This window comes from Lacticaseibacillus suihuaensis, assembly GCF_054785075.1.
Genome location: NZ_BAAGBJ010000010.1, coordinates 22,923 through 41,379, shown reverse-complemented (window position 1 = coordinate 41,379; position 18,457 = coordinate 22,923). Strand labels below are relative to the sequence as shown.

General features: G+C 62.1%; 18 protein-coding genes and 1 tRNA gene. 6 read left to right on the top strand and 13 right to left on the bottom strand.

The features are described 5' to 3' along the window. Positions 1–23: 23 nt before the first annotated feature. The 3 genes from ACYVRZ_RS09540 to ACYVRZ_RS09530 form a co-directional block, all read right to left on the bottom strand. Entirely contained in the window at positions 24–992 is a 969-nt protein-coding gene (locus ACYVRZ_RS09540) for a 3'-5' exoribonuclease YhaM family protein (RefSeq protein WP_461226381.1), read from the bottom strand. A 109-nt stretch (positions 993–1,101) separates the two neighbouring features. After that, positions 1,102–1,449: a YlbF family regulator gene (locus ACYVRZ_RS09535; RefSeq protein ID WP_262314862.1), complete on the bottom strand. Its 348-nt coding sequence runs from the start codon at positions 1,447–1,449 to the stop codon at positions 1,102–1,104. 36 nt (positions 1,450–1,485) lie between these two features. Beyond that, the gene (locus ACYVRZ_RS09530; RefSeq protein ID WP_461226379.1) at positions 1,486–3,564 is read right to left on the bottom strand and encodes a PBP1A family penicillin-binding protein; all 2,079 of its coding nucleotides are present in this window, start codon (positions 3,562–3,564) and stop codon (positions 1,486–1,488) included. Between the two features lie 102 nt (positions 3,565–3,666). On the opposite strand from ACYVRZ_RS09530, the gene ACYVRZ_RS09525 reads away from it, so the two are divergent. Beyond that, a complete protein-coding gene (locus tag ACYVRZ_RS09525) occupies positions 3,667–4,506 on the top strand; it encodes an RluA family pseudouridine synthase (RefSeq protein ID WP_461226378.1) in 840 nt (279 codons plus the stop codon). A 54-nt stretch (positions 4,507–4,560) separates the two neighbouring features. Here ACYVRZ_RS09525 and ACYVRZ_RS09520 read toward each other — a convergent pair whose 3' ends face one another. The 3 genes from ACYVRZ_RS09520 to ACYVRZ_RS09510 form a co-directional block, all read right to left on the bottom strand. Further along, entirely contained in the window at positions 4,561–5,013 is a 453-nt protein-coding gene (locus ACYVRZ_RS09520) for an arginine repressor (protein ID WP_262314864.1), read from the bottom strand. 12 nt (positions 5,014–5,025) lie between these two features. Beyond that, complete coding sequence (gene argS, locus ACYVRZ_RS09515) at positions 5,026–6,708, bottom strand: arginine--tRNA ligase (RefSeq protein ID WP_461226377.1); 1,683 nt, start codon at positions 6,706–6,708, stop codon at positions 5,026–5,028. Between the two features lie 248 nt (positions 6,709–6,956). Beyond that, positions 6,957–7,027: transfer RNA gene (locus ACYVRZ_RS09510), tRNA-Gly, on the bottom strand. A gap of 154 nt (positions 7,028–7,181) precedes the next feature. Here ACYVRZ_RS09510 and ACYVRZ_RS09505 point away from each other — a divergent pair. Both ACYVRZ_RS09505 and ACYVRZ_RS09500 read left to right on the top strand, forming a co-directional pair. Next, positions 7,182–7,568 (top strand): hypothetical protein, encoded by a 387-nt coding sequence (locus ACYVRZ_RS09505; protein ID WP_262314866.1) that lies wholly within the window; start codon positions 7,182–7,184, stop codon positions 7,566–7,568. A 166-nt stretch (positions 7,569–7,734) separates the two neighbouring features. Further along, positions 7,735–8,673: a dihydroorotate oxidase gene (locus tag ACYVRZ_RS09500; RefSeq protein ID WP_461226376.1), complete on the top strand. Its 939-nt coding sequence runs from the start codon at positions 7,735–7,737 to the stop codon at positions 8,671–8,673. 563 nt (positions 8,674–9,236) lie between these two features. On the opposite strand, the gene sdaAA is transcribed toward ACYVRZ_RS09500, so the two are convergent. From sdaAA to ACYVRZ_RS09475, 5 genes are all read right to left on the bottom strand, one after another. Beyond that, entirely contained in the window at positions 9,237–10,103 is an 867-nt protein-coding gene (gene sdaAA / locus ACYVRZ_RS09495; RefSeq protein ID WP_461226375.1) for an L-serine ammonia-lyase, iron-sulfur-dependent, subunit alpha, read from the bottom strand. A gap of 9 nt (positions 10,104–10,112) precedes the next feature. Continuing rightward, positions 10,113–10,781, bottom strand: coding sequence for an L-serine ammonia-lyase, iron-sulfur-dependent subunit beta (gene sdaAB, locus ACYVRZ_RS09490; RefSeq protein ID WP_461226374.1), 669 nt, complete (start codon positions 10,779–10,781; stop codon positions 10,113–10,115). A 145-nt stretch (positions 10,782–10,926) separates the two neighbouring features. Further along, positions 10,927–11,613 (bottom strand): adaptor protein MecA, encoded by a 687-nt coding sequence (locus ACYVRZ_RS09485; RefSeq protein WP_461226373.1) that lies wholly within the window; start codon positions 11,611–11,613, stop codon positions 10,927–10,929. 188 nt (positions 11,614–11,801) lie between these two features. Further along, complete coding sequence (gene spx / locus ACYVRZ_RS09480; protein WP_262314871.1) at positions 11,802–12,200, bottom strand: transcriptional regulator Spx; 399 nt, start codon at positions 12,198–12,200, stop codon at positions 11,802–11,804. 240 nt (positions 12,201–12,440) lie between these two features. After that, entirely contained in the window at positions 12,441–13,178 is a 738-nt protein-coding gene (locus ACYVRZ_RS09475) for an MBL fold metallo-hydrolase (RefSeq protein WP_461226372.1), read from the bottom strand. Between the two features lie 59 nt (positions 13,179–13,237). Here ACYVRZ_RS09475 and ACYVRZ_RS09470 point away from each other — a divergent pair, with 59 nt between their 5' ends. Next, entirely contained in the window at positions 13,238–13,816 is a 579-nt protein-coding gene (locus ACYVRZ_RS09470) for a hypothetical protein (RefSeq protein ID WP_461226371.1), read from the top strand. On the opposite strand, the gene ACYVRZ_RS09465 is transcribed toward ACYVRZ_RS09470, so the two are convergent. Then, complete coding sequence (locus ACYVRZ_RS09465; protein ID WP_461226370.1) at positions 13,817–15,829, bottom strand: FtsX-like permease family protein; 2,013 nt, start codon at positions 15,827–15,829, stop codon at positions 13,817–13,819. It lies immediately after the preceding gene. After that, on the bottom strand, positions 15,807–16,583 hold the full coding sequence (locus ACYVRZ_RS09460; protein WP_461226369.1) for an ABC transporter ATP-binding protein: 777 nt from the start codon (positions 16,581–16,583) through the stop codon (positions 15,807–15,809). The genes ACYVRZ_RS09465 and ACYVRZ_RS09460 overlap by 23 nt, the downstream gene beginning before the upstream one ends. 106 nt (positions 16,584–16,689) lie before the next feature. On the opposite strand from ACYVRZ_RS09460, the gene ACYVRZ_RS09455 reads away from it, so the two are divergent. Then, positions 16,690–17,364: a response regulator transcription factor gene (locus tag ACYVRZ_RS09455; protein WP_461226368.1), complete on the top strand. Its 675-nt coding sequence runs from the start codon at positions 16,690–16,692 to the stop codon at positions 17,362–17,364. Between the two features lie 13 nt (positions 17,365–17,377). Further along, complete coding sequence (locus ACYVRZ_RS09450; protein ID WP_461226367.1) at positions 17,378–18,430, top strand: sensor histidine kinase; 1,053 nt, start codon at positions 17,378–17,380, stop codon at positions 18,428–18,430. Positions 18,431–18,457: the final 27 nt, after the last annotated feature.

Genomic DNA, 18,457 nt, shown 5'->3' with positions numbered 1-18,457 from the left:
GTGACCGGGGTTTTGGCTTGGCTTTAGTGCGGGTCTGGGTAGGTCTGCCCGTTGGTCGGGCGGTAGAAGCGGCGGTTGTCCATGCCGAACAGCCGCTCGGAGAAGGTGCCGGGTTCAACGTGCTGGTAGACCGTAGTCATCATGTTGACACTCGCGTCCAGCTCGTCGAGGTCGTGCAAGATCTGCGCCTCCAAGAGTTGCGGCCGCACCGGGCTGCCGTACTCCAACAGGCCGTGATGGGCCAAAATCATGTGGCGCAACAGCACCATGTCCTCGGCGTGGATGTCGATTTTGAGCTGCGTTGCGGCCTCAACCAGCGCCTCGTCGACCAGCACGATGTGGCCGATCAGATTGCCTTCCACGGTGTACTCGGTAGCGGTGGGGCCTGTGAGCTCAATGGTTTTGCCCAGGTCGTGAAGAATCGCGCCGGCGTAGAGCAGCGACTTGTTGACCGCCTTGTACTGGGCCGCCACGCCCTTGGCCAGGCGCAGGATGCTCAGCGTGTGGAAGGCCAGGCCGCCGGCGAAGGCGTGGTGGTTGGACTTGGCCGCCGGATAGGTCAAAAAGGCCTGGCGGTTGTCGGCCAACAGCTTTCTGACCACGCGGTTCCAGTTGGCGTTGGTGATCTCGAAGATGAAGTTGTTGAGCTCCTCGCCCATGTCGGCGGCGGTTTCGGGCGCCCGCTCCATGTAGGCTGCCGGGTCGTTCCCCTCCTCCTGCGTGGCCAGGCGCAGGCTGTACAGCTTGATCTGCGGGTTGTTCTGGTACAGCTCGCGCTTGCCGGTCAACAGCACGACCTCGCCCGGCTTGAACTGCTGAATGTCGTCTTCGGTTGCATCCCAGAACTTGGCCGTGATGTGGCCGGACGGGTCCTGGAACGTGAACGCAATGAATTTCTTGCCGCTTTTGGCCATGCGAACGTCTGCGCTCTTGACCAGCACCGCCAGCTTGACCTCGTCGCCGTTTTGGTAATCAAAAATTTGTTTTGCCATGTCGTCACCTTTTCTTAAGCCTTGCCCTTATTCTACCAGTTCCCCGGCGCGGCCACAATTGACGGGCAACGCAAAAGCGCCCGGGTCCATCAGGCCCTGGCGCTTGCGATTACTGCTTGTCTTGGTACAGCTCGGCGATTGGCTGGGCAATCACCTGGTTCAGGTCGTCCATCATGACGGACAGCGCCTGTTCCTTAGCCATCAGGTCCTGAATCGGCTGGATGTTTTGCATCTTTTGGCCGAGGTCTTGCAGCGGTTGAACCATCTCCTGGGTGATCTCAACGCCTTGCATCTGCTTTTGCTGCAGGTCCGTCTGCAGGTCCTGGAACTGCTTGAACAGCGCGTAAGCCACCGCGTCAAGCTTGAGCATGTCGTAGGACTTCTTCAAGTCCAGGAACTGCTGGCTTTGGCGGAGATCCGCCGCCAGCTGGTTCGCCGTATCGTAAACGTTTGCCATAAGGCCCTCCTCATTGTCGCGGCCAAGCCGCTTGGGTCAGTTGAACCAACCCTTGATGTCATTATACCATCCGCTGACGGTATCTTTGGCCGAATCGATGCCATTTTGAATGCCTTCTTGCAGGCTCCCCCACACGTCGCTGCCGCTGTCTGCGGCATTCGGCGTCTGCAGCGTCGCTCGGGCCTTGGCGTCCTTGGTGTTGAAGGCGGTCTTTGGCGTGTAAGGCAAAATGTTTTGCATCTGCGACCTGAACAGCGTGGCACTCGAGCTGCCAGGTGCCAGGAAGTGCTTGGCATCCGAGTTGGCAAACCCGCTCCAGGTGGCGACGACGACGTCCGGTGTGTAGCCGATCACCCAGCTGTCGTGAGTGCCAGAGCCCCAGCTGCTGGGAATCTCCACCGTGCCGGTTTTGCCGGCGATCGTGTAGCCGCTCGGGGCGGCGGCGCGACCGGTGCCATCGGCGAAGGTGCCGATCATCATGCTGGTCATTTCCTTGGCGACGCTCTTGGAGATGATGCGCTTGGTGGTCGTCTTGGTGTTGTCGACGATGGTGCGGCCGGTGGCATCCACGATGCGGGTGATGAAGTGCGTGGTCGGCAGGCTGCCGCCGTTGGCAAAGACGCTGTAGGCCCGGGCCATGGTCAGCGGCGAGTAACCGCTGGCCACCCCGCCCAGCACCGTCGACAGCTGGTGTTGGTCCCCTTTTTTGAGCGTGATGCCAAAGCGCGACAGCTCGGCGACCCCCTTGTCGATGCCCAGCTGGTTCATCAGCCACACCGCCGGCGCGTTGAGCGAGTCGGCCAGCGCCGTATACATCGGCACCGACCCGCGGTAGATGCCATCGACGTTGGTCGGCGTGTAGTTGTCTTTGCCGTAGCTGAGCTTCTTGTCGGTCAACGTCGAGTCGTAGGAATAGCCGTTTTCAAGCGCCGTGGTGTAGACCATCATCGGCTTGAGCGTCGAACCCGGCGAGCGCTGCAGCTGCGTGGCGTAGTTGAAGCCCAGGTAGACGTGCGGCCCCCGCGAGCCGACCACGGCCAAAACACCACCGGTGTTGGGGTCGACGGCCACGGAGCTGGCCTGGGCCTTGGTGCCGTCTGCGGCGTTGGCCGGGAAGTTCCAGCCGTTGTCGAAGCTCGCTTGCATCTGGGTCTGGTAGGTGGTGTTCAAGGTGGTGTAGATCTTGTAGCCCTTGTTGACAATCGCGTCCTCGTCGATGCCGTACTTGTTGCGGGCCTCTTCGATGACCGAATCCACGAAGTACGGGTACTTTTGCGCGTTGTCGGTGGTGTAGGTGTCCTTGAGCGTCAGCGCCTTTTGCTTCTCTGCCGCAGCCTGAGCGGTGGTCAGCTTGCCGGCTTCCACCTCAAGGTCCAAGACCAGGTTGCGCCTTGAGACAGCGTGGTCCATGTGATCGATGGGATTGTAGTAGCTGGGGCTGCGCAGCATGGCGGCCAGCGTCGCGCCTTCGCTGGCCGACAGGGCGGCGGCCGACTTGCCAAAGTAGCGCTTGGACGCGTCTTGAACACCCCAGACGCCGTTGCCGAAGTACGCGTTGTTCAGGTACATCGCCAAAATGTCCTGCTTAGAGTACACTTTGGTTAGCTGAACCGCCAGGAAAATCTCCTGGCCCTTGCGCAGAAACGTCTGCTTTTGCGACAGCAGCGTGTTTTTGGCCAGCTGCTGGGTGATGGTGCTGCCGCCGCCGGTGATCTGGCCGCGGTTGAGGACCAGCGCCACGACGGCCCGTAAGATGCCCTTGATGTCAAAGCCCCAGTTGTGATAGAAGCTGCGATCCTCGGTGGCGATCACCGCATTTTGGACGTTGACCGAGATGTCTTTGAGGTCGACGTACGTGCCCTTTTGCCCGTACATGGTGCCGGCGAGCTTGCCGTCTTGATCGTAATAGGTGGTTCGCGTCTGCATGCTGGATTTGATCTCCTGCACATCGGCGGTTTTGGCCTTGTAGGTGAACCACGTCGACAGGCCGAGCACAGTCAGGAGCACAATCAAAATGCCCCAGCGAATCAGCTGAAAGCGCCGAAACAGCCAGGCGATTGCGCCGCCTGCCTTGGCGAGGTAAGGTCGGATCGCCGACCAGAATTGCTTGAGCACACACGCGCCCCCTTTCACATAATGAGCCTATTCTAGCACAGACAAAGCCCGGCCCCGTCGTGCTTGAGGCCGATTTTTAACAATCTCAATAAAGGAGTCCCCATGCCAGTCTTTCACTTAGCCGCCACCACCACTGCCCCGGCCGCCTCGGTTCGCGCAATGCTCTGTGCCTGGCGCGTCCCCAAAACCACGCGCCACGCGCTGCGGGTGGCCAAAACCGTACTAATCGACGGGGCCTACCGCAACTTCAACGAACCCGTTGCCGCCGGCGCCAGCGTCACCCTGACCCTGACGACGCCGACTGCACCGCAGTACCAGCTGGACCCCGGACCGCTTGCGGTGGTCTACGAGGACGCCCAGCTGCTGGTGGTGGCCAAACCCGCCGGCATGAAGCCCCACCCCAACCAGCCGGGTGAAACCGGCACCTTGATGAACCGGGTGGCCGCCTACCTGGCGCCGACGCCGGCCTACATCACCCACCGGCTGGACATGCTGACGTCCGGATTGACCTTAATTGCCAAGGACCCGCTGACGCAGGCCATCTTGAATCAGGAGCTGGGTGACAAAACCGCGGCGCGGCGCTACGTCGCCCTGGTGCGGCCGGGGCTGCCGGACGCCGGCACCATCACGGCGCCGATCGGACTTGACCCCCAAGACAAGCGCAAGCGCCTGGTGACGCCGACCGGCCTGCCTGCCGTCACCCATTACCGGGTGCTTGAACGCGGCGTAAGCGCCTGCCGCGTTCGGCTGACGCTTGAAACCGGTCGCACCCACCAGCTACGCGTTCACCTGGCCAGCCTTGGCTACCCGATTCTGGGCGACCCGCTGTACGGTCCGGCCGATGACGTCACGCCGCGGCTGATGCTTCACGCCGATTCGCTGAGCTTCACCCAGCCGCTGAGCGACCTGCGCCGCACCGTTGCGATGCCCGTGCCGTTTTGAGCCCCGCCGATGCCAAACGCGGCCCCTTCCGAAACCGGAAGGGGCCGCGTTTTGTCAGGCGAAGGCCTTTTGGTACTGCTTGTTGAACCAGATGGCGGCCTCAACGCTTGGGCTGATCACCACGATGGTGTCGTGCCCGGCGACGGTGCCGACCACCTGGGGAAACTTGATCTCATCGAGAATCGCCGCCAGCAGGTTGCCGTTGCTCGGCAGGGTCTTGATCACGTTCAGGAACTCGACGCGGGTGATGCCAAGCCCCACCTCGCGGATGGAGTCGCCCAGCCGCTCGAGTTGCGACTGCGAGTCGCCGCGGTACAGCGTGTAGCGAACGGTGCCGGTCGCATCTTGGGCCTTGATCACGCGCATCTCGCGAATGTCTCGTGAGATCGTCGCTTGAGTGGCGTCGATGCCGGCCTCGCGCAGCGCCGTCAAGAGCTCGTCTTGGGTGCCGATGGCCTTTTGGTTGATGATTCGCGCCAGGGCCGTTTGTCGCTCCGTCTTGTTCATCGGCTCACCGCCTTACATCTCGGCCGGTGCGGCGACGCCCAAAAGCGCCAGCGCGGCGGTCAAAACGCTCGAGGTGGCCTTGACCATGGCGAGGCGAGCCGGCAGCTCGGCGTCGTCAACCAGCACCTTGGTGTTGGCGTAGTACTTGTTGAACGCCTTGGCCAGCCGCAGCGCATACTTGGCCACCACCGACGGCTCGTAGGCCTTGGCCGCCCGAGCGATCACGTTCGGGTAGTCGCCCAGAAGCTTCAAGACGTCCCAGGCCGAGGCGTCGGTCAAGGCGACTTCGGCGGCCGGCTGCACCGCGGTCTTGTTCAGGATGCTGTTGGCCCGGACGTTGGTGTACTGGACATACGGCCCGGTTTCGCCCTCGAACCGCACGACTTCCTCCAGGTTGAAGTCGAAGCTGTCCAGCCGCTCGTTTTTGAGGTCGTGGAAAATCACGGCACCGACGCCGACCTCATGCGCGACTTGGTCGGCATTGGCGAGGTCCGGGTGCTTTTCGGCAATCTGCTTTTTGGCCAGCGCGATCGCGTCGTTCAAGACCCGCTCCAGCAAGATGATGTTACCCTTGCGCGTCGACAGCTTCTTGCCGCCGGAGGTGATCAGGCCAAATGGGATGTGGTGAATGTCGTCGGCCCAGTCGTAACCCATCTCCTTAATCACGGCCTTGAGCTGATCGAAGTGCTCGCGCTGCTCGCCGCCGACCACGTACAAAGACTGCACGAAGTTGTACTGCTGGTGGCGGTAAAACGCGGCGGCCAGGTCGCGGGTCATGTAAAGCGTCGCGCCGTCGGACTTCTTGATCAGCGCCGGGTTCAGGTCGTAGGCGCTGAGATCGACGATTTCGGCGCCTTGACTCGCCTTGAGCAGGTGCTTGTCTTCAAGCTCCTGCACCACCCCGTCCATCTTGTCGTTGTAGAAGGCCTCGCCGTTGAACGAGTCAAAGGACACGCCGAGCATGTCGTAGATGCGGGTGAATTCCTTGAGGGATTCGTCGCGGAACCACTGCCACAAGGCGTGGACCTCGGGATCGCCGTCTTCCAACTGCTTGAACACCGCCCGGGCCTGGTCATCCAGGCTCGGGTCTTTTTCGGCCTCCTCGTGGAACTGCACGTAGTACTGCACCAGGTAGTGGATCGGGTCTTTTTTGACGTCGGCCTCGGAACCCCACTTGCGGTAGGCCACGATCAGCTTGCCGAACTGAGTCCCCCAGTCGCCGAGGTGGTTGATCTTGATTGGGCTGTAGCCGACCTTGGTCAGGATGTTGGCCAAGGCGTTGCCGATCACGGTCGAGCGCAGGTGACCCATGCTCATCGGCTTGGCAATGTTGGGGCTACTCATGTCGATCGGCACGTTGCCGGTCCCCAGCCGCTGCTCACCGTAATGGGCCGGATCCTGGGCAATCGTGGTCAACACGGCATGGGCGTAGCTGACCTTGTCCAAAAAGAAGTTGACGTAGCCGCCGACGGCTCGCACCTCCTGGAACGGGGTGGCGTCGATTTTGGCCGCAAGCTCGGCGGCGATTGCCTTGGGTGCCTTGTGGTACAGCTTGGCCAAGGCGAAGGTCGGAAAGGCGTAATCGCCGAGGTCCGACGTCTTGGGCGTTTCGATCGCCGCGTCGATCGTCGCGGCGTCCAGATCCGTGCCCAGCGCGGCCTGCAAGGCGGCGCTGACTGTTTGCTTAAAGTCCATGTGTTCTCCTCCTCAAAAAAAGACCCATCGCTTCCAAATTCAATTGAAAGAGACGAGTCACCCCGCGGTACCACTCTTGTTGGCCTCAGCCCACTCGATTATTCAGCTGTGCCTCAAGCGCTCGCCGCCGCGCAGGAGGGCCGCTCGCACCGACCGCGACCTCACTGGACCCCTGCCACGGCATCCTCGCTCTCAACGGCCGGGATGACCCGTGTAACAAAAAACTGGCGCCTTCGCACCAGTCCAAAAGCGGTTGACGAGAATCGAACTCGCGACGCCAGCTTGGGAAGCTGGAGTTTTACCACTAAACTACAACCGCAACAACAAGAACGAGTATACCGAACCAACCGCGCGTTTGCAAGACTTGCGCCGAAAAAAACCGGTGGCGCTGTCATTTGATTAAAGAATCTTAATAACTTGCACAGACTTTTTAACCGCGTTATAATGTTGAGTAATGAAAGGATGGGACCCCAATGGTTAAGACGACCCAACGATTCTACTTCGCCGCGCGCAACGCCAAAACCGCCCACGGCTACGAGATCAACTTTGTGAACGTCCCCCACGCCCAGGCCGTTGGCGTCACCTACGAGGAAACCGTCTACTACGCCTACCGCGTCCTCGCCGATTTCCTCTTGCACCTGCCGGAAGACGCTAAGGTGAGCGATTACACGCTGCGCCAGATTCCCGAAAGCGAAGACGAGAACGTCTTTTACTCGCTGGTCAGCGCGACGCCGGACTTTGATCCGCACAAAATGACCACGCACTTCACCCTGCCCCAGGCCGGCCCGGCCGAGATTCGCCGCCAGGGCGACCGGCTGGCCCACCTGGTCGCCCACGCACGGGACCTCGCGGCGCTGTAGCCGCGTGTTTCCGAACGTTTTGCCCGTAGTTCATCGGTTTTTCGTGCCACCAACGTTATTCTGCAGCGATTTTGCAGCGCCGGTTCGGCTTTTACTAGTCAAACCGGCTTTTTTGTGCTTTAATGACGGGTAATGGACCTGTCAACCCACCCAAAGGAGCGATACCGTGGTCAACTTACACACATCGATTGGAAACTTTCAGTTCAACAACGTTTTGATGAACGCCAGCGGGGTGCATTGCATGACCGCCGCGGAGCTGGACGAGGTCGCCCAGAGCCCGGCCGGCACCCTGGTTACCAAAAGCGGCACCTTGCAGCCGCGCGACGGCAACCCGGCCCCGCGTTACGCCAGCCTTGAGTTGGGCTCCATCAACTCGATGGGCCTGCCCAACAAGGGCTTTCGCTACTACCTGGATTACGCGATTGCCTTTCAGGCGGCCCACCCCGACCAGCCGATTTTTCTCTCCATCGCCGGCACCGGCCCGGCCGATTACGCCGAGATGGCCGCGGTAATTCAGGCCAGTGACTTCACCGGCCTGACGGAATTCAACCTCAGCTGCCCCAACGTGCCGGGCAAGCCGCAGATTGCCTACGACCTGACCACCACCGAGCGCATCCTGGACGACCTGTTCAAGGTCTTCAAGAAGCCGGCCGGCATCAAGCTGCCGCCGTTCTTTGACCTCGCCCAGTTCGACGCGATGGCCGCCTTGTTGAACCGCTACCCGCTGACCTTCATCAACTCGATCAACTCGCTGGGCAACGGCCTGGCCATCGATGCTTCGACCGACACCGCACTGATTCTGCCCAAGGGCGGCTTTGGTGGCATCGGCGGCGCCTACGCCAAGCCGATTGCGCTGGCCAACGTCCGCGCGTTTCGCCAGCGCCTGCGCGACGACATCGCGATCATCGGCACCGGCGGCGTGACCACCGGCCGCGACGTCTACGAGCTGATCCTGTGCGGCGCCAGCCTGGTGTCACTCGGCACCGTGCTGCAAAAAGAAGGCCTGCCAGCCTTCACCCGGTTGACCCAGGAGCTTGAGGCCGAAATGACCGCCAAGGGTCACGCCACGATTCAGGACTTCAAGGGCCAGCTGAAGACCCTTTGATTCTTTCACGCCCCCTGCCCCTGCCGCAATCTGCGGCAGGGGTCTTTTTGGCGCCAGACACCAAAAAGTCCGGCGCAGCGACTGCGCCGGACGCGCCGAAGCCACCGCGGGTCCAAAACCCGCGGCAGCCTCGGTCTTTTGATTGGCTGGCTACGATAGCCGGTGGTTGGTGCAAGGCCGCTGGTGTATCTTGCGGCCGCTTGGAACAAGCCACGCGCCGAGCCTCTCCGCAGCTACCTCGCAAGCGAGTAGGAGAGCCAGTGACACTGCGCGTGGGTGGTGGCGTTCACCCTGGTATTCGGTCCCATCGAGGGGAGCCGTAACGCGAAAACACGTGTGTTGAAAGCCAGAATTGGCTTGGTATGGGCGGGGGTACTGGGAATGCTTATCTCCCGGCCATTCCCCCTGGGGCAGTGGACGTAACAGCGACCAAGGCCTTTGGCCGCCTCCCTGTCCTAGAATAATCATCCAAAGCCAGTGTAAGCCCTGCCACCGCAGCCGTCAATTTTTAAGCTCGGCCACCACCGCGACTGGGCCAGCGTTGGGCCGACCACTTGGACCGGCTAATCCCCGAAAATCTGGTGGCGCAGCTTCTGGCCGGTCGGCGTCGCGGCCAGGCCGCCTTCCGCGGTTTCCTTGAACACCGATGGCATCAGCCGGCCGACTTGATCCATCGCGGCGATCACCTCGTCTGGGGGAATCACCGAGCGCATGCCGGCCAGGGCCATGTCGGCGCTGACGAAGGCCTGGCTGGCCCCCATCGCGTTGCGCTTGACGCAAGGCACCTCGACCAGCCCGGCCACCGGGTCGCAGACCAGGCCCATCAGGTTGGCCAACGACATCGCGACCGCCTGGGCGGCCATGTCGGCGGTCCCGCCCTTGGCGCAGACTAAGGCCGCGGCGGCCATCGCGCTGGCCGAGCCGACCTCGGCCTGACAGCCGCCTTCCGCCCCGGCGATACCGGCGTTGTTGGCAATCACCAACCCGAAGGCGCCGGCGGTGAACAGGAAGTCGATCTGCTGCTCACGGGTCAGCGCAAGCTTTTGGGTCACCGCCACCAGGCAGCCGGCCACCACCCCGGCACTGCCGGCGGTCGGGGTGGCGCAGATCAGGCCCATTTTGGCATTGACTTCGTTGACGGCCACCGCGTTTTGCACCGCCTCAAGCACGGTGTCCCCGAGGAAAAAGTCGCCGTTTTCGAGGTACTGGTGCAGCCTTTTGGCATCGCCGCCGGTCAACCCGGTGACCGACTTCACCCCTTGAATCCCCTCATCGATCGACTGGGCCATCACGTCGAGGTTGCGCCCCATGATGGCGCGAATCTGCGCCGGGGTGCGACCGCTGGTCTGCGCCTCGGTCGCGACCATGAAGGCGGCCACCGAAGGGTAGGCCGCGCTTTGTTCAACTAACGCCTTGATTGTGTTAAACATGGCACCCTCCTACTCAAAGTACGTGACGTTATCGACATGCGGCAACGCGCGAAGCGCCGCGGCCAGGTCGGGCCGGCGGTCGTCCACCTCGAGAATCATGATCGCCTTGTCGCCTTTGGCCTCGCGGGTGACAGTCATCGTGCCGATGTTCACGTTGGCGGCGCTCAAGACGTTGGTGACCGCAGCGATCATTCCCGGCACGTCCTGGTGAACGGTGACGAAGGTCGGCGTCCCCATCGCCAGCGTGATCTTGAAGCCGTTGATCTCGGAGATCTGGATGTTGCCACCGCCGATCGACACCCCGAGGACGGATAGCTGCCGATTGCCCTTCTTCAAAACGATTCGCGCGGTGTTCGGGTGGTCGACCTTGTCGCTTTTGGGCACGAAGGTCACCTTGATGCCGGCCTCATGCGCCAGACGCAGCGAGTCGGGCAGCCGCCGGTCGTCCGGGTTCATGCCCAAGAGACCGCCGACCAGCGCGATGTCGGTGCCGTGGCCGCGGTAGGTTTTGGCGAAGGACTCATACAGGTAGATGTCGACGCGCTCCGGCTGCTCGCCGAAAATGTTGCGCACCACCTTCCCAATCCTGGCGGCGCCGGCGGTGTGCGAGGAGCTGGGCCCCACCATCACCGGCCCGATAATGTCAAACACGCTGTGAAACCGGACTTCTTTTGCCATGTTCGTCTTCCTTTGTTCGACCAATTGCTGGTCGGGAATACGCCGCCATCGCGGCGCCGCCTTCATCTAACCATTTTGACAAGGCGGCGTCAACCGTCAGCACCGCGTCAAAAAAAGCGGCGAATCATCGATTCGCCGCGGGTGGTTACTTGAAGTAGTACCGACCGGTTTCCAAGGCGCTGGTCGGCATCAAAAGCTCGCCGTACTCGGACAGCACAGCGCTTGAAATCGCGACCTTGTCGCCGTACTCTAGGGCCACCGCAATCTGATCCTTGGCGTCTTCCGGCGTGACGTGGTTGGGGTAGAAGGTCAACACGAGGTAGTAGTGGTGATTGTAGCTGTAAAGGTCGCTGGACGCGCCCTCGAGCCTCAGCGCCTGCGCCAGGCCGATGAAGGCCTCGAAGTCGCCGAGCTCAAGCACCAGTTCCTCTTTGCCCTCGTCATTGACGGAGATGTAGCTACCCTCGTCCGAGGCATCCTCATCGGCGGTGTCCAGCTGGTTGAGCTGCGAGCGGATGAAGTCCGGCACCCCGATATCCGTGTCCGGTGCATCTTCTGCCTGGTCGTCCGCACCGTCTTCGTCGTCCGCACCTTGCTGCGAGCGGCTGATCAGAAGCTCGAGCCCGGACTGGCTTGGCATCACCTGGAAGGTGACCGCCGCGTCGGTGGAGAAGCTGTGGTCCTGGTCGACCTCGTCCAGAATACTGTAGAAGAAGTTTTCAATCTGCTTGTGGTTGCCCAGCAGGTCCAAAACCGTGATGCCGCGTTCGGCAAGGTCCTCGTTGCCCAGTAAGACGCGAATCGTGTTGTCGTTGATGCGTTCCATTTCCATATGATTGCACCTCACTTTGCCAGCAAATATGGTGACTGTGAAAGTCCCATCGCTTGGACATTCTACGCGTCCCCTTGCCAGAATGCAAGCGTCTCACTGACTAAATACAAGTGTTTGTGCCTGGCAGCCACCCTCGCCGCACCAAAACAGCACCGACGCCAGCCGGTGCTGTTAGAAGGTCGTGCTGGCTAAAAACCGGCGAGCAGCTGCGCCTGCTGTAGCTCGACGGCGCGAACCTCGCGCGGCAGGAAGCGGCGCATCTCGTCTTCATTGAAGCCCACCTGCAGCCGCTTCTCATCCATGATGATCGGCCGCCGCAGCAGCCCGGGATGCGCGACCACCAGCGCAATGAGCTGGTTGGTGGTCAAAGACTCGAGATCGAGGTTCAGCTCCATGAACGTCTTGGACCTAGTTGAGATGATCTCGGCGGTGCCTTCTTCGGTCATCGCCATGATCCGCTTGAGTTCTTCCGGCTGCAGCGGATCCGCCACCACGTTGCGTTCCTGATACGCAATGTGCCGGGCGTTCAACCACAGCCGTGCCTTGCGACAGGACGTGCAACTCGGGGATGTGAATAACAGGATCATAGCTATCGCTCCAATCTGTGCGGGTCGAATCCAACTTGTCTACCCGTTAATTATAAAGGATTGAAGTAAGCGTAAACAATCACATTTGAAAAATTATTTTTGTGGGAAGCTGTTCGCACAGTCGTTCGTCCCGGCAATCGTTGACGCGGTGACGGCCGGCCGAATCGAGCAAAAGGCCTACCAGGCCCGGCGTCTTGCCACCCCGCTCTTCTTGCCTAAAACCGAAAAATAATTTTCAACTTAAATGTGTATTACTTTTTTGGTTGAAGCCAGTAATGTCGGTACCGCACCGGCCGCCTCCTGGGCCTCGGCCAGGAGCTTGGGCAGCGCCACCTGCTGCGGCAGGTGCGTCAAAAGCAGTGCCTTAGCCCCGGCGGCCTGAGCCAGCTCGCCGGCCTGCGTGGCCGTCAGGTGCCACAGCGGTGCGGGATGATCGGCCAAGAAGTTGGTGTCGGCCATCAACAGATCGGCGCCTTGGGCGAAGGGCGCAAGCGCCGGGAAGGCCCGTGTGTCTGAGGTGTTGACCAGCACCTTGTTCGTTGCGACCTCACGGATGCGCACCGCAAAGGCCGGCACCGGGTGCTCGGTTTCAAGGAAGGTCAGCTCAAGCGGCCCGAGGTGAAGCGTGGTGTCGGCCGTGTAACCGACCCCACGGGTGAAGTCGCCGAAGGTCAACGCGGCGAAGTTCAGGGGGTCCTTGGTGTGGCCGTATAGCGGCAGCGGCAGCGTTTTTTGGTCGTCTTGGTGCAGCTGGTAGTAGTACTGCAGCACCCCGACGTCGGCCGCGTGGTCGTGGTGGTAGTGGGTCAGCAACACCCCATCCAGCAGCTCGGGGGGACATACCTGTTCAAGCGCAAGCAGCGCCCCGCTGCCGCAGTCCATCAGCAGGCGGTAGTCCCCGCTTTCGACCAAGTAGGCGCTGGTGCCAACCCCGTGGTCGGGGTAGCCCCCGTAATAACCCAAAATTGTTAATTTCATCGGTTCAATTTCCCCTTTCCGGAATGAAAGCGTGTTAGACTTGGTTTGGAGGTGGTCTTATGACCAAGAAAGTACAAATGACGCTGGGGACACGGTATTACCTGAAGCGTTTGCTGCGGCAAAACCCGCAGCACATGCTGCTGTTGGACGGCCTGGTGCAGGGTCAAAGCGGCGCGTTGCTGGATCCCAGCGGCACCGCCAACTTCGCGGCGCCGATGCGCGGCACGGTGCTGGCTTCCCAAGGCGCATTGCCCGAGACCGGCTACGTTCACGTCGCCTACTTTCGGCTGAGCAAGGACGACGCGCCGATTTTTGCCGCCGAGGCACGCAAGCTCGTCGAGCAGTCCGACCGCTTAGGCGGCCTGGAGGGCATGTGGCTGCTTCAGACCCAAAGCAAGATTCTTGAATTCGTGCTGCTTTCGGCCTGGCAGCGGCGCCTCGACGTGTTCGCCGCCAAGGGCAGCCCGCTTTGGGCCCCGCTGACACCGTTCGTCAAGCTGGCCGGCCAGGGGCTCGGCTATCACGAGGCCGCCTACCGCATCAGCGACCCTGACGCCACACAGCCGGATCCAGACGAGGGCGAGGACAAGCGGCCGCTGACCTTGGCCGATCTGTTCAAAAAAACGCCAACCGCCTGATCAGCGGCGCGAGCCTGGCGCAAGCAGCGATAGCCGCACCGTCAGGCCGGCAAAGGCCAGGTAGACACCTGCGAACACCGCGATGACCAGCGCCACCATGCCCACGCCGGGGTCGTCCAGCATGATGCCGATCAGCCGCACGACCAGGCCGGTGTTGACGGTGCCAAAGGCCAGCGGCAGCAAAAACACCGTCAGCGTCTCAAGCCACAGCACCCGGCGCAGGCTCGCCTCGGGCATCCCCAGCTGGCGCAGCGTGGCACCGGCGCTTTCGGTTTGGGTCTTAACCAGCAATTGCTTCATCAACAAGATGCTGGCGGTCGCGACCAGGAACACGAAGCCGGTCAAGACCGCAATGAAGAGCCCCAGCCCAAAGGTCGCGTTCATCACCTTGACCATCGGCCGCCTCAAGTTTACCGCACTGCGCGAGAGTTGCGCGGCCTCTTTGGCCGTCTTGCTTTGGCGCAGTGCTTTTTTGCCCTTCAAAGCCGCTTGGTCAAAGGAGACGTAATCCGCCGGGTCGGCCGCATCAAGCGCCGCCAGGAAGTGCCCCACTGCGGCCTCGTGCCGAAGCGCATAGCCGTGCAGCACATCCGTGGGGGCCGCTAAGGCGTTGTAGACGGCATCGGGCACCACCAAGGCCCGGTCGAAGTAGGCATCGGCCCCCAGCGGGTAGCGGCTGGTGAACTGGGTGACCGCAAGCGCGGTGTTGGTGCGAGAAAGCCGCACCCGCCAGCCCGAGCGGTGCTTCAGCCAGGTGTTTTGCATCAGGGCCCGGCCGTAAACGACGAGCAGCGCCTGATCACCGCTCAAGGCGACGTTCGGCAGGTCGGGCTGGTCGCGCTGCACCCGGCGGTAGGCGCTTTGGGCGATGACGTTGTAAATCGTGCGGTCGCCGTCCGGATCGGCTGCGCTGGCCAGTTGACCGGCCGCAAGCTTCGTGTCGAGCGTCACGTGTCGCTGCACCCAGCTTGGCTGCAGCTTTTTCATGAAGGCGGTGCGGCCGTGGGTGGACACCACCGCGTCCATGGCGATCGACTGCTGCACGGTCGCCTGGCTGAACTGGTACAGCATCGCCCCGGACCCCAGCACCGTCATGGTCAACGTCGCAAGCATCGTGGTCAAAAACAGCGACTGGCTGTTGTTGCGCAGCCGCCGGCGCAGATCCACCAGCGCCAAGAGCGCGGTGGCCCGGCGCTTGAGCCGCGTCTGGCTCAGCGCTGCGACCACCACCGGCAGCGTGTGGCGAAACATCATGGCGGTGCCGACAAGCCCCGCCATGATGATGCCGCCCCACAGCAGAAAAAGGCTTCGCGCGTCGTTCAGCCGGTACGTCCAGCCGATCAGGTTGTAGGCCCCGACATGCGCCCCGAAAAGCAGCACCACCCCGAGCAGCGCCCACACCACGCGCCACCCCGTCAAGGGCTCAAGCACGGGGTTTTGGCCGGCTCGCCACAGCGGCCGCTTCAGGGGGCTGGCGGTGACGTACAGCGCGTTGATGACCCCGAGCACCAGGTAGACGAGCGCAAACAGCGCGACCAGCTCAAGGGCCGCCCGGGGCGACCACAACAGCCCGGTGGTGATGCCAAGCCCCATCAGCCGCACCAGCCCCATCACGAAGAACTTGGACAATAACACCCCAAGGGTCAGCCCGACGCCAAGCGCCACCGCCCCCTGGATCAGGGCCTGCACGACCAGGCTGACCCCCACCCGGTGAGCCGACAGCCCCAGCAGGCGGTAGACCCCGATTTCGCGGTCGCGCCGGGCCACCAGCACCGCGTTCATGTAGAGCAGAAACACGATGGTGAACAGCAAGATCACGACGACGGTGAACACCAAAAACGCCGGCACCATGTCCGGCGTCAAGGCGCCGGCGTCCAGCCGCGCCATCAGCCGCTGGTCTTCGGTCATCGCAAGCACCGCGTAAAGCACCGCGATGATGGCCCCGGCCATCAAGGCAAACAGCCAGGTGGTGGTGGCGTGGCGCCTCAAGTCACGTCTGATCAACTGCCGCACGGTGCCGCCCTCCCCCATTGATGGTCGCTTCCATGTCGATGATGCTGTTGAAGAACTGCTGCCGGCTGCCGCGCCGGGTGACCTCGGCGAAGTAGGCCCCGTCGCGGATGAAAATGATCCGGTTGCAAAAGCTCGCGGTGAAGGCGTCGTGGGTCACCATCAAAATGGTCACGTCCTCCTCGAGGTTCAGCTTGGTCAGGTACTGCAACAGCTCCGTCGCCGCCATCGAATCCAGGCTGCCGGTCGGCTCATCCGCCAGAATCAGGCTGGGCTTGCCCAAAACCGCCCGGGCCGCCGTCACCCGCTGGCGCTGGCCGGCAGAAAGCTGATCCGGGTAGCGTCCGAGCAGCCGGGTCAACCCCAGGGTGTCGGCGATGTGGGCCAGCCGGGCATCGAGGTCCTTGGGCCGCGGCGGCACGAAGGTCTGCGGCAGCGTGATGTTGTCGGCCACCGTCAGATCGGGCAGCAGGTTGAACTCCTGAAAGATAAAGCCGAGCTGCTCGCGGCGGTAAGCGGCCATCGCAGACTCGCTCATGGTCGCAAGCTCCGTGCCGGCCACCCAGACGCTGCCGCTGGTCGGGGTGTCGATGGTGGCCAACAGGTTCAACAGCGTGGACTTGCCGGCGCCGCTGGGCCCCATGATGCCGACGAACTCCCCGGCATCGATGCCAAAGCTCAGGTCGTTCAAGGCCGCCACTCGGTTGAACCGGTGGCCGTAGATTTTACTGAGGTGTTCCACACGCACGACTCGCATAAGCGCTCCCTTCACCGCCTGCGACGAATGCAGGCGTCCCCCTCATTTTACCAGACTTGTTTGAAACATGTTTTACCAGTAACATGGAGGTAATCGGAGGTAGCCAATGTTTAAAATCATGATTGTGGAGGACGACCACACCATTTCTGAGCTCATCGCCAACGCCTTGACGAAGTGGCAGTTTGAGGCGGTCACGGTCACCGACTTCAACACCGTCGGGACGCAATTCGCCGCGGCCAAGCCGGATCTGGTGCTGCTCGACATCAACCTGCCGGTCTACGACGGGTACTACTGGGTCCAGCAGATTCGTGCGACCAGCCAAGTGCCGGTGATTTTCATCTCCAGCCGCAACACCAACATGGACATGGTGATGGCGATGAACCTCGGGGCCGACGACTTCGTCAACAAGCCCTTTGCCATCGAGGTGCTGATCGCCAAGATCAACGCCTTGCTGCGCCGTACCTACAACTACGGCGATGCCGCCGGCGACGCCTTGACCCACAACGGGCTGACCCTTAGCCTGCAAAATGGCATGGCCGCGGTCGGTGACGTGCAGATCAACCTGTCCAAAAACGAGTACAAGCTGCTGCAAATTCTGATGCGGGCCCATGGCACCACGGTCAGCCGCTCCCGGCTGCTCAAGGACCTGTGGCAAGACGAGCGCTTCGTCGACGACAACACCTTGACGGTCAACATCAACCGGCTGCGCCGCAAGATTGCTGACGCCGGACTGCCAGACTACATCGAAACCAAGGTCGGCCAGGGCTACATCGTCCCTTGACAAGGAGGTCAACATGCGCGATTACTTGCGGGACCACGTCGGCCAGCTCCTGTTGTTTGTGCTGGGCCTGATTCTCTTTTGCTTTGGCATCTGGCTTGATCCCGGCCAGCGGGTGAATGCCAGCACCTTGGTCTACATGGCGGCGTTGGCGCTACTCGCCGCCGCCTTTGCCGTGTGGTGGCAAGCGCGGCTTGAGCGGCGCTTCAAGCGCCAGCTGGAAGACCGCGCGGCCGCCGGTCAAAACGCCTTGGACTGGCCGCTGCCGGCCGCCCGCACCCGGCGCGAGCAGGCGGTGGTGACGGCCTACAACCACGTCTTGCAGGCGCATCTGCAGGACCGCTCGGCGCTTTTGGCCGCCCAGGCGGATCAAAAGGCCTTCATCGACTCCTGGGTTCACGAAATCAAGGTGCCGCTGGCCGCCAGCACCCTGCTGGTCGACAGCCTAGATGGCCAGGCCCCGGAGAAGCCGCTGGACGACATGGCCCTGCAGCTGGACGCGATTGACCACTACGTCGAGCAGGTGCTTTACTACTCGCGCCTCGACAGCTTCTCCAAGGACTACCTGCTGCGCGAGTACCGGCTGCGCCCGGTGCTTGACGCGGCGATTGTCGCCCAGCGCAACAGCTTCATCGCCCGTCACATCAGCTTTGAGGCCCAAGGCGACGCGACGGTGGTGACCGACAGCAAGTGGCTGGGCTTCATTCTCGCCCAGATCATCTCCAACGCCTTGAAGTACACGGATTCGGGCGGCAAGCTGGTGGCGACCATCGCGGCCGGCACCGACGCGGTCACCTTGGCCCTGCAAGACACGGGCATCGGCATCCCCCAAGACGAACTGCACCGCGTGTTTGAAAAAGGGTTCACCGGCACCAACGGCCGCAATGCCAACCAAAAGTCCACGGGCCTGGGCCTGTACCTGGCGGCCCGGCTGAGCGAGAAGCTGGGCCACCACCTGACCATCACCTCGACGGTCGGCACCGGCACCACGGTGACGCTCCACTTCCCCCACCTGGCCTACTACGGCGAAAGCGGCAGCACCCTGACCAAGCCCCAGCTGAAACATTGACCGAACACCAAAACCCGGCCCCCTCGT

What these genes read in the sequence shown, in the direction of transcription:
- ACYVRZ_RS09470 (WP_461226371.1), top strand. Translation starts at nt 13,238, where the DNA reads ATGACCAAGAAAGTACAAATGACGCTGGGGACACGGTATTACCTGAAG.
- ACYVRZ_RS09535 (WP_262314862.1), bottom strand. Translation starts at nt 1,449, where the DNA reads ATGGCAAACGTTTACGATACGGCGAACCAGCTGGCGGCGGATCTCCGC.
- sdaAB (WP_461226374.1), bottom strand. Translation starts at nt 10,781, where the DNA reads ATGGCAAAAGAAGTCCGGTTTCACAGCGTGTTTGACATTATCGGGCCG.
- ACYVRZ_RS09540 (WP_461226381.1), bottom strand. Translation starts at nt 992, where the DNA reads ATGGCAAAACAAATTTTTGATTACCAAAACGGCGACGAGGTCAAGCTG.
- ACYVRZ_RS09520 (WP_262314864.1), bottom strand. Translation starts at nt 5,013, where the DNA reads ATGAACAAGACGGAGCGACAAACGGCCCTGGCGCGAATCATCAACCAA.
- ACYVRZ_RS09455 (WP_461226368.1), top strand. Translation starts at nt 16,690, where the DNA reads ATGTTTAAAATCATGATTGTGGAGGACGACCACACCATTTCTGAGCTC.
- ACYVRZ_RS09505 (WP_262314866.1), top strand. Translation starts at nt 7,182, where the DNA reads ATGGTTAAGACGACCCAACGATTCTACTTCGCCGCGCGCAACGCCAAA.
- ACYVRZ_RS09475 (WP_461226372.1), bottom strand. Translation starts at nt 13,178, where the DNA reads ATGAAATTAACAATTTTGGGTTATTACGGGGGCTACCCCGACCACGGG.
- spx (WP_262314871.1), bottom strand. Translation starts at nt 12,200, where the DNA reads ATGATCCTGTTATTCACATCCCCGAGTTGCACGTCCTGTCGCAAGGCA.
- argS (WP_461226377.1), bottom strand. Translation starts at nt 6,708, where the DNA reads ATGGACTTTAAGCAAACAGTCAGCGCCGCCTTGCAGGCCGCGCTGGGC.
- ACYVRZ_RS09460 (WP_461226369.1), bottom strand. Translation starts at nt 16,583, where the DNA reads ATGCGAGTCGTGCGTGTGGAACACCTCAGTAAAATCTACGGCCACCGG.
- ACYVRZ_RS09450 (WP_461226367.1), top strand. Translation starts at nt 17,378, where the DNA reads ATGCGCGATTACTTGCGGGACCACGTCGGCCAGCTCCTGTTGTTTGTG.
- ACYVRZ_RS09525 (WP_461226378.1), top strand. Translation starts at nt 3,667, where the DNA reads ATGCCAGTCTTTCACTTAGCCGCCACCACCACTGCCCCGGCCGCCTCG.
- ACYVRZ_RS09485 (WP_461226373.1), bottom strand. Translation starts at nt 11,613, where the DNA reads ATGGAAATGGAACGCATCAACGACAACACGATTCGCGTCTTACTGGGC.
- sdaAA (WP_461226375.1), bottom strand. Translation starts at nt 10,103, where the DNA reads ATGTTTAACACAATCAAGGCGTTAGTTGAACAAAGCGCGGCCTACCCT.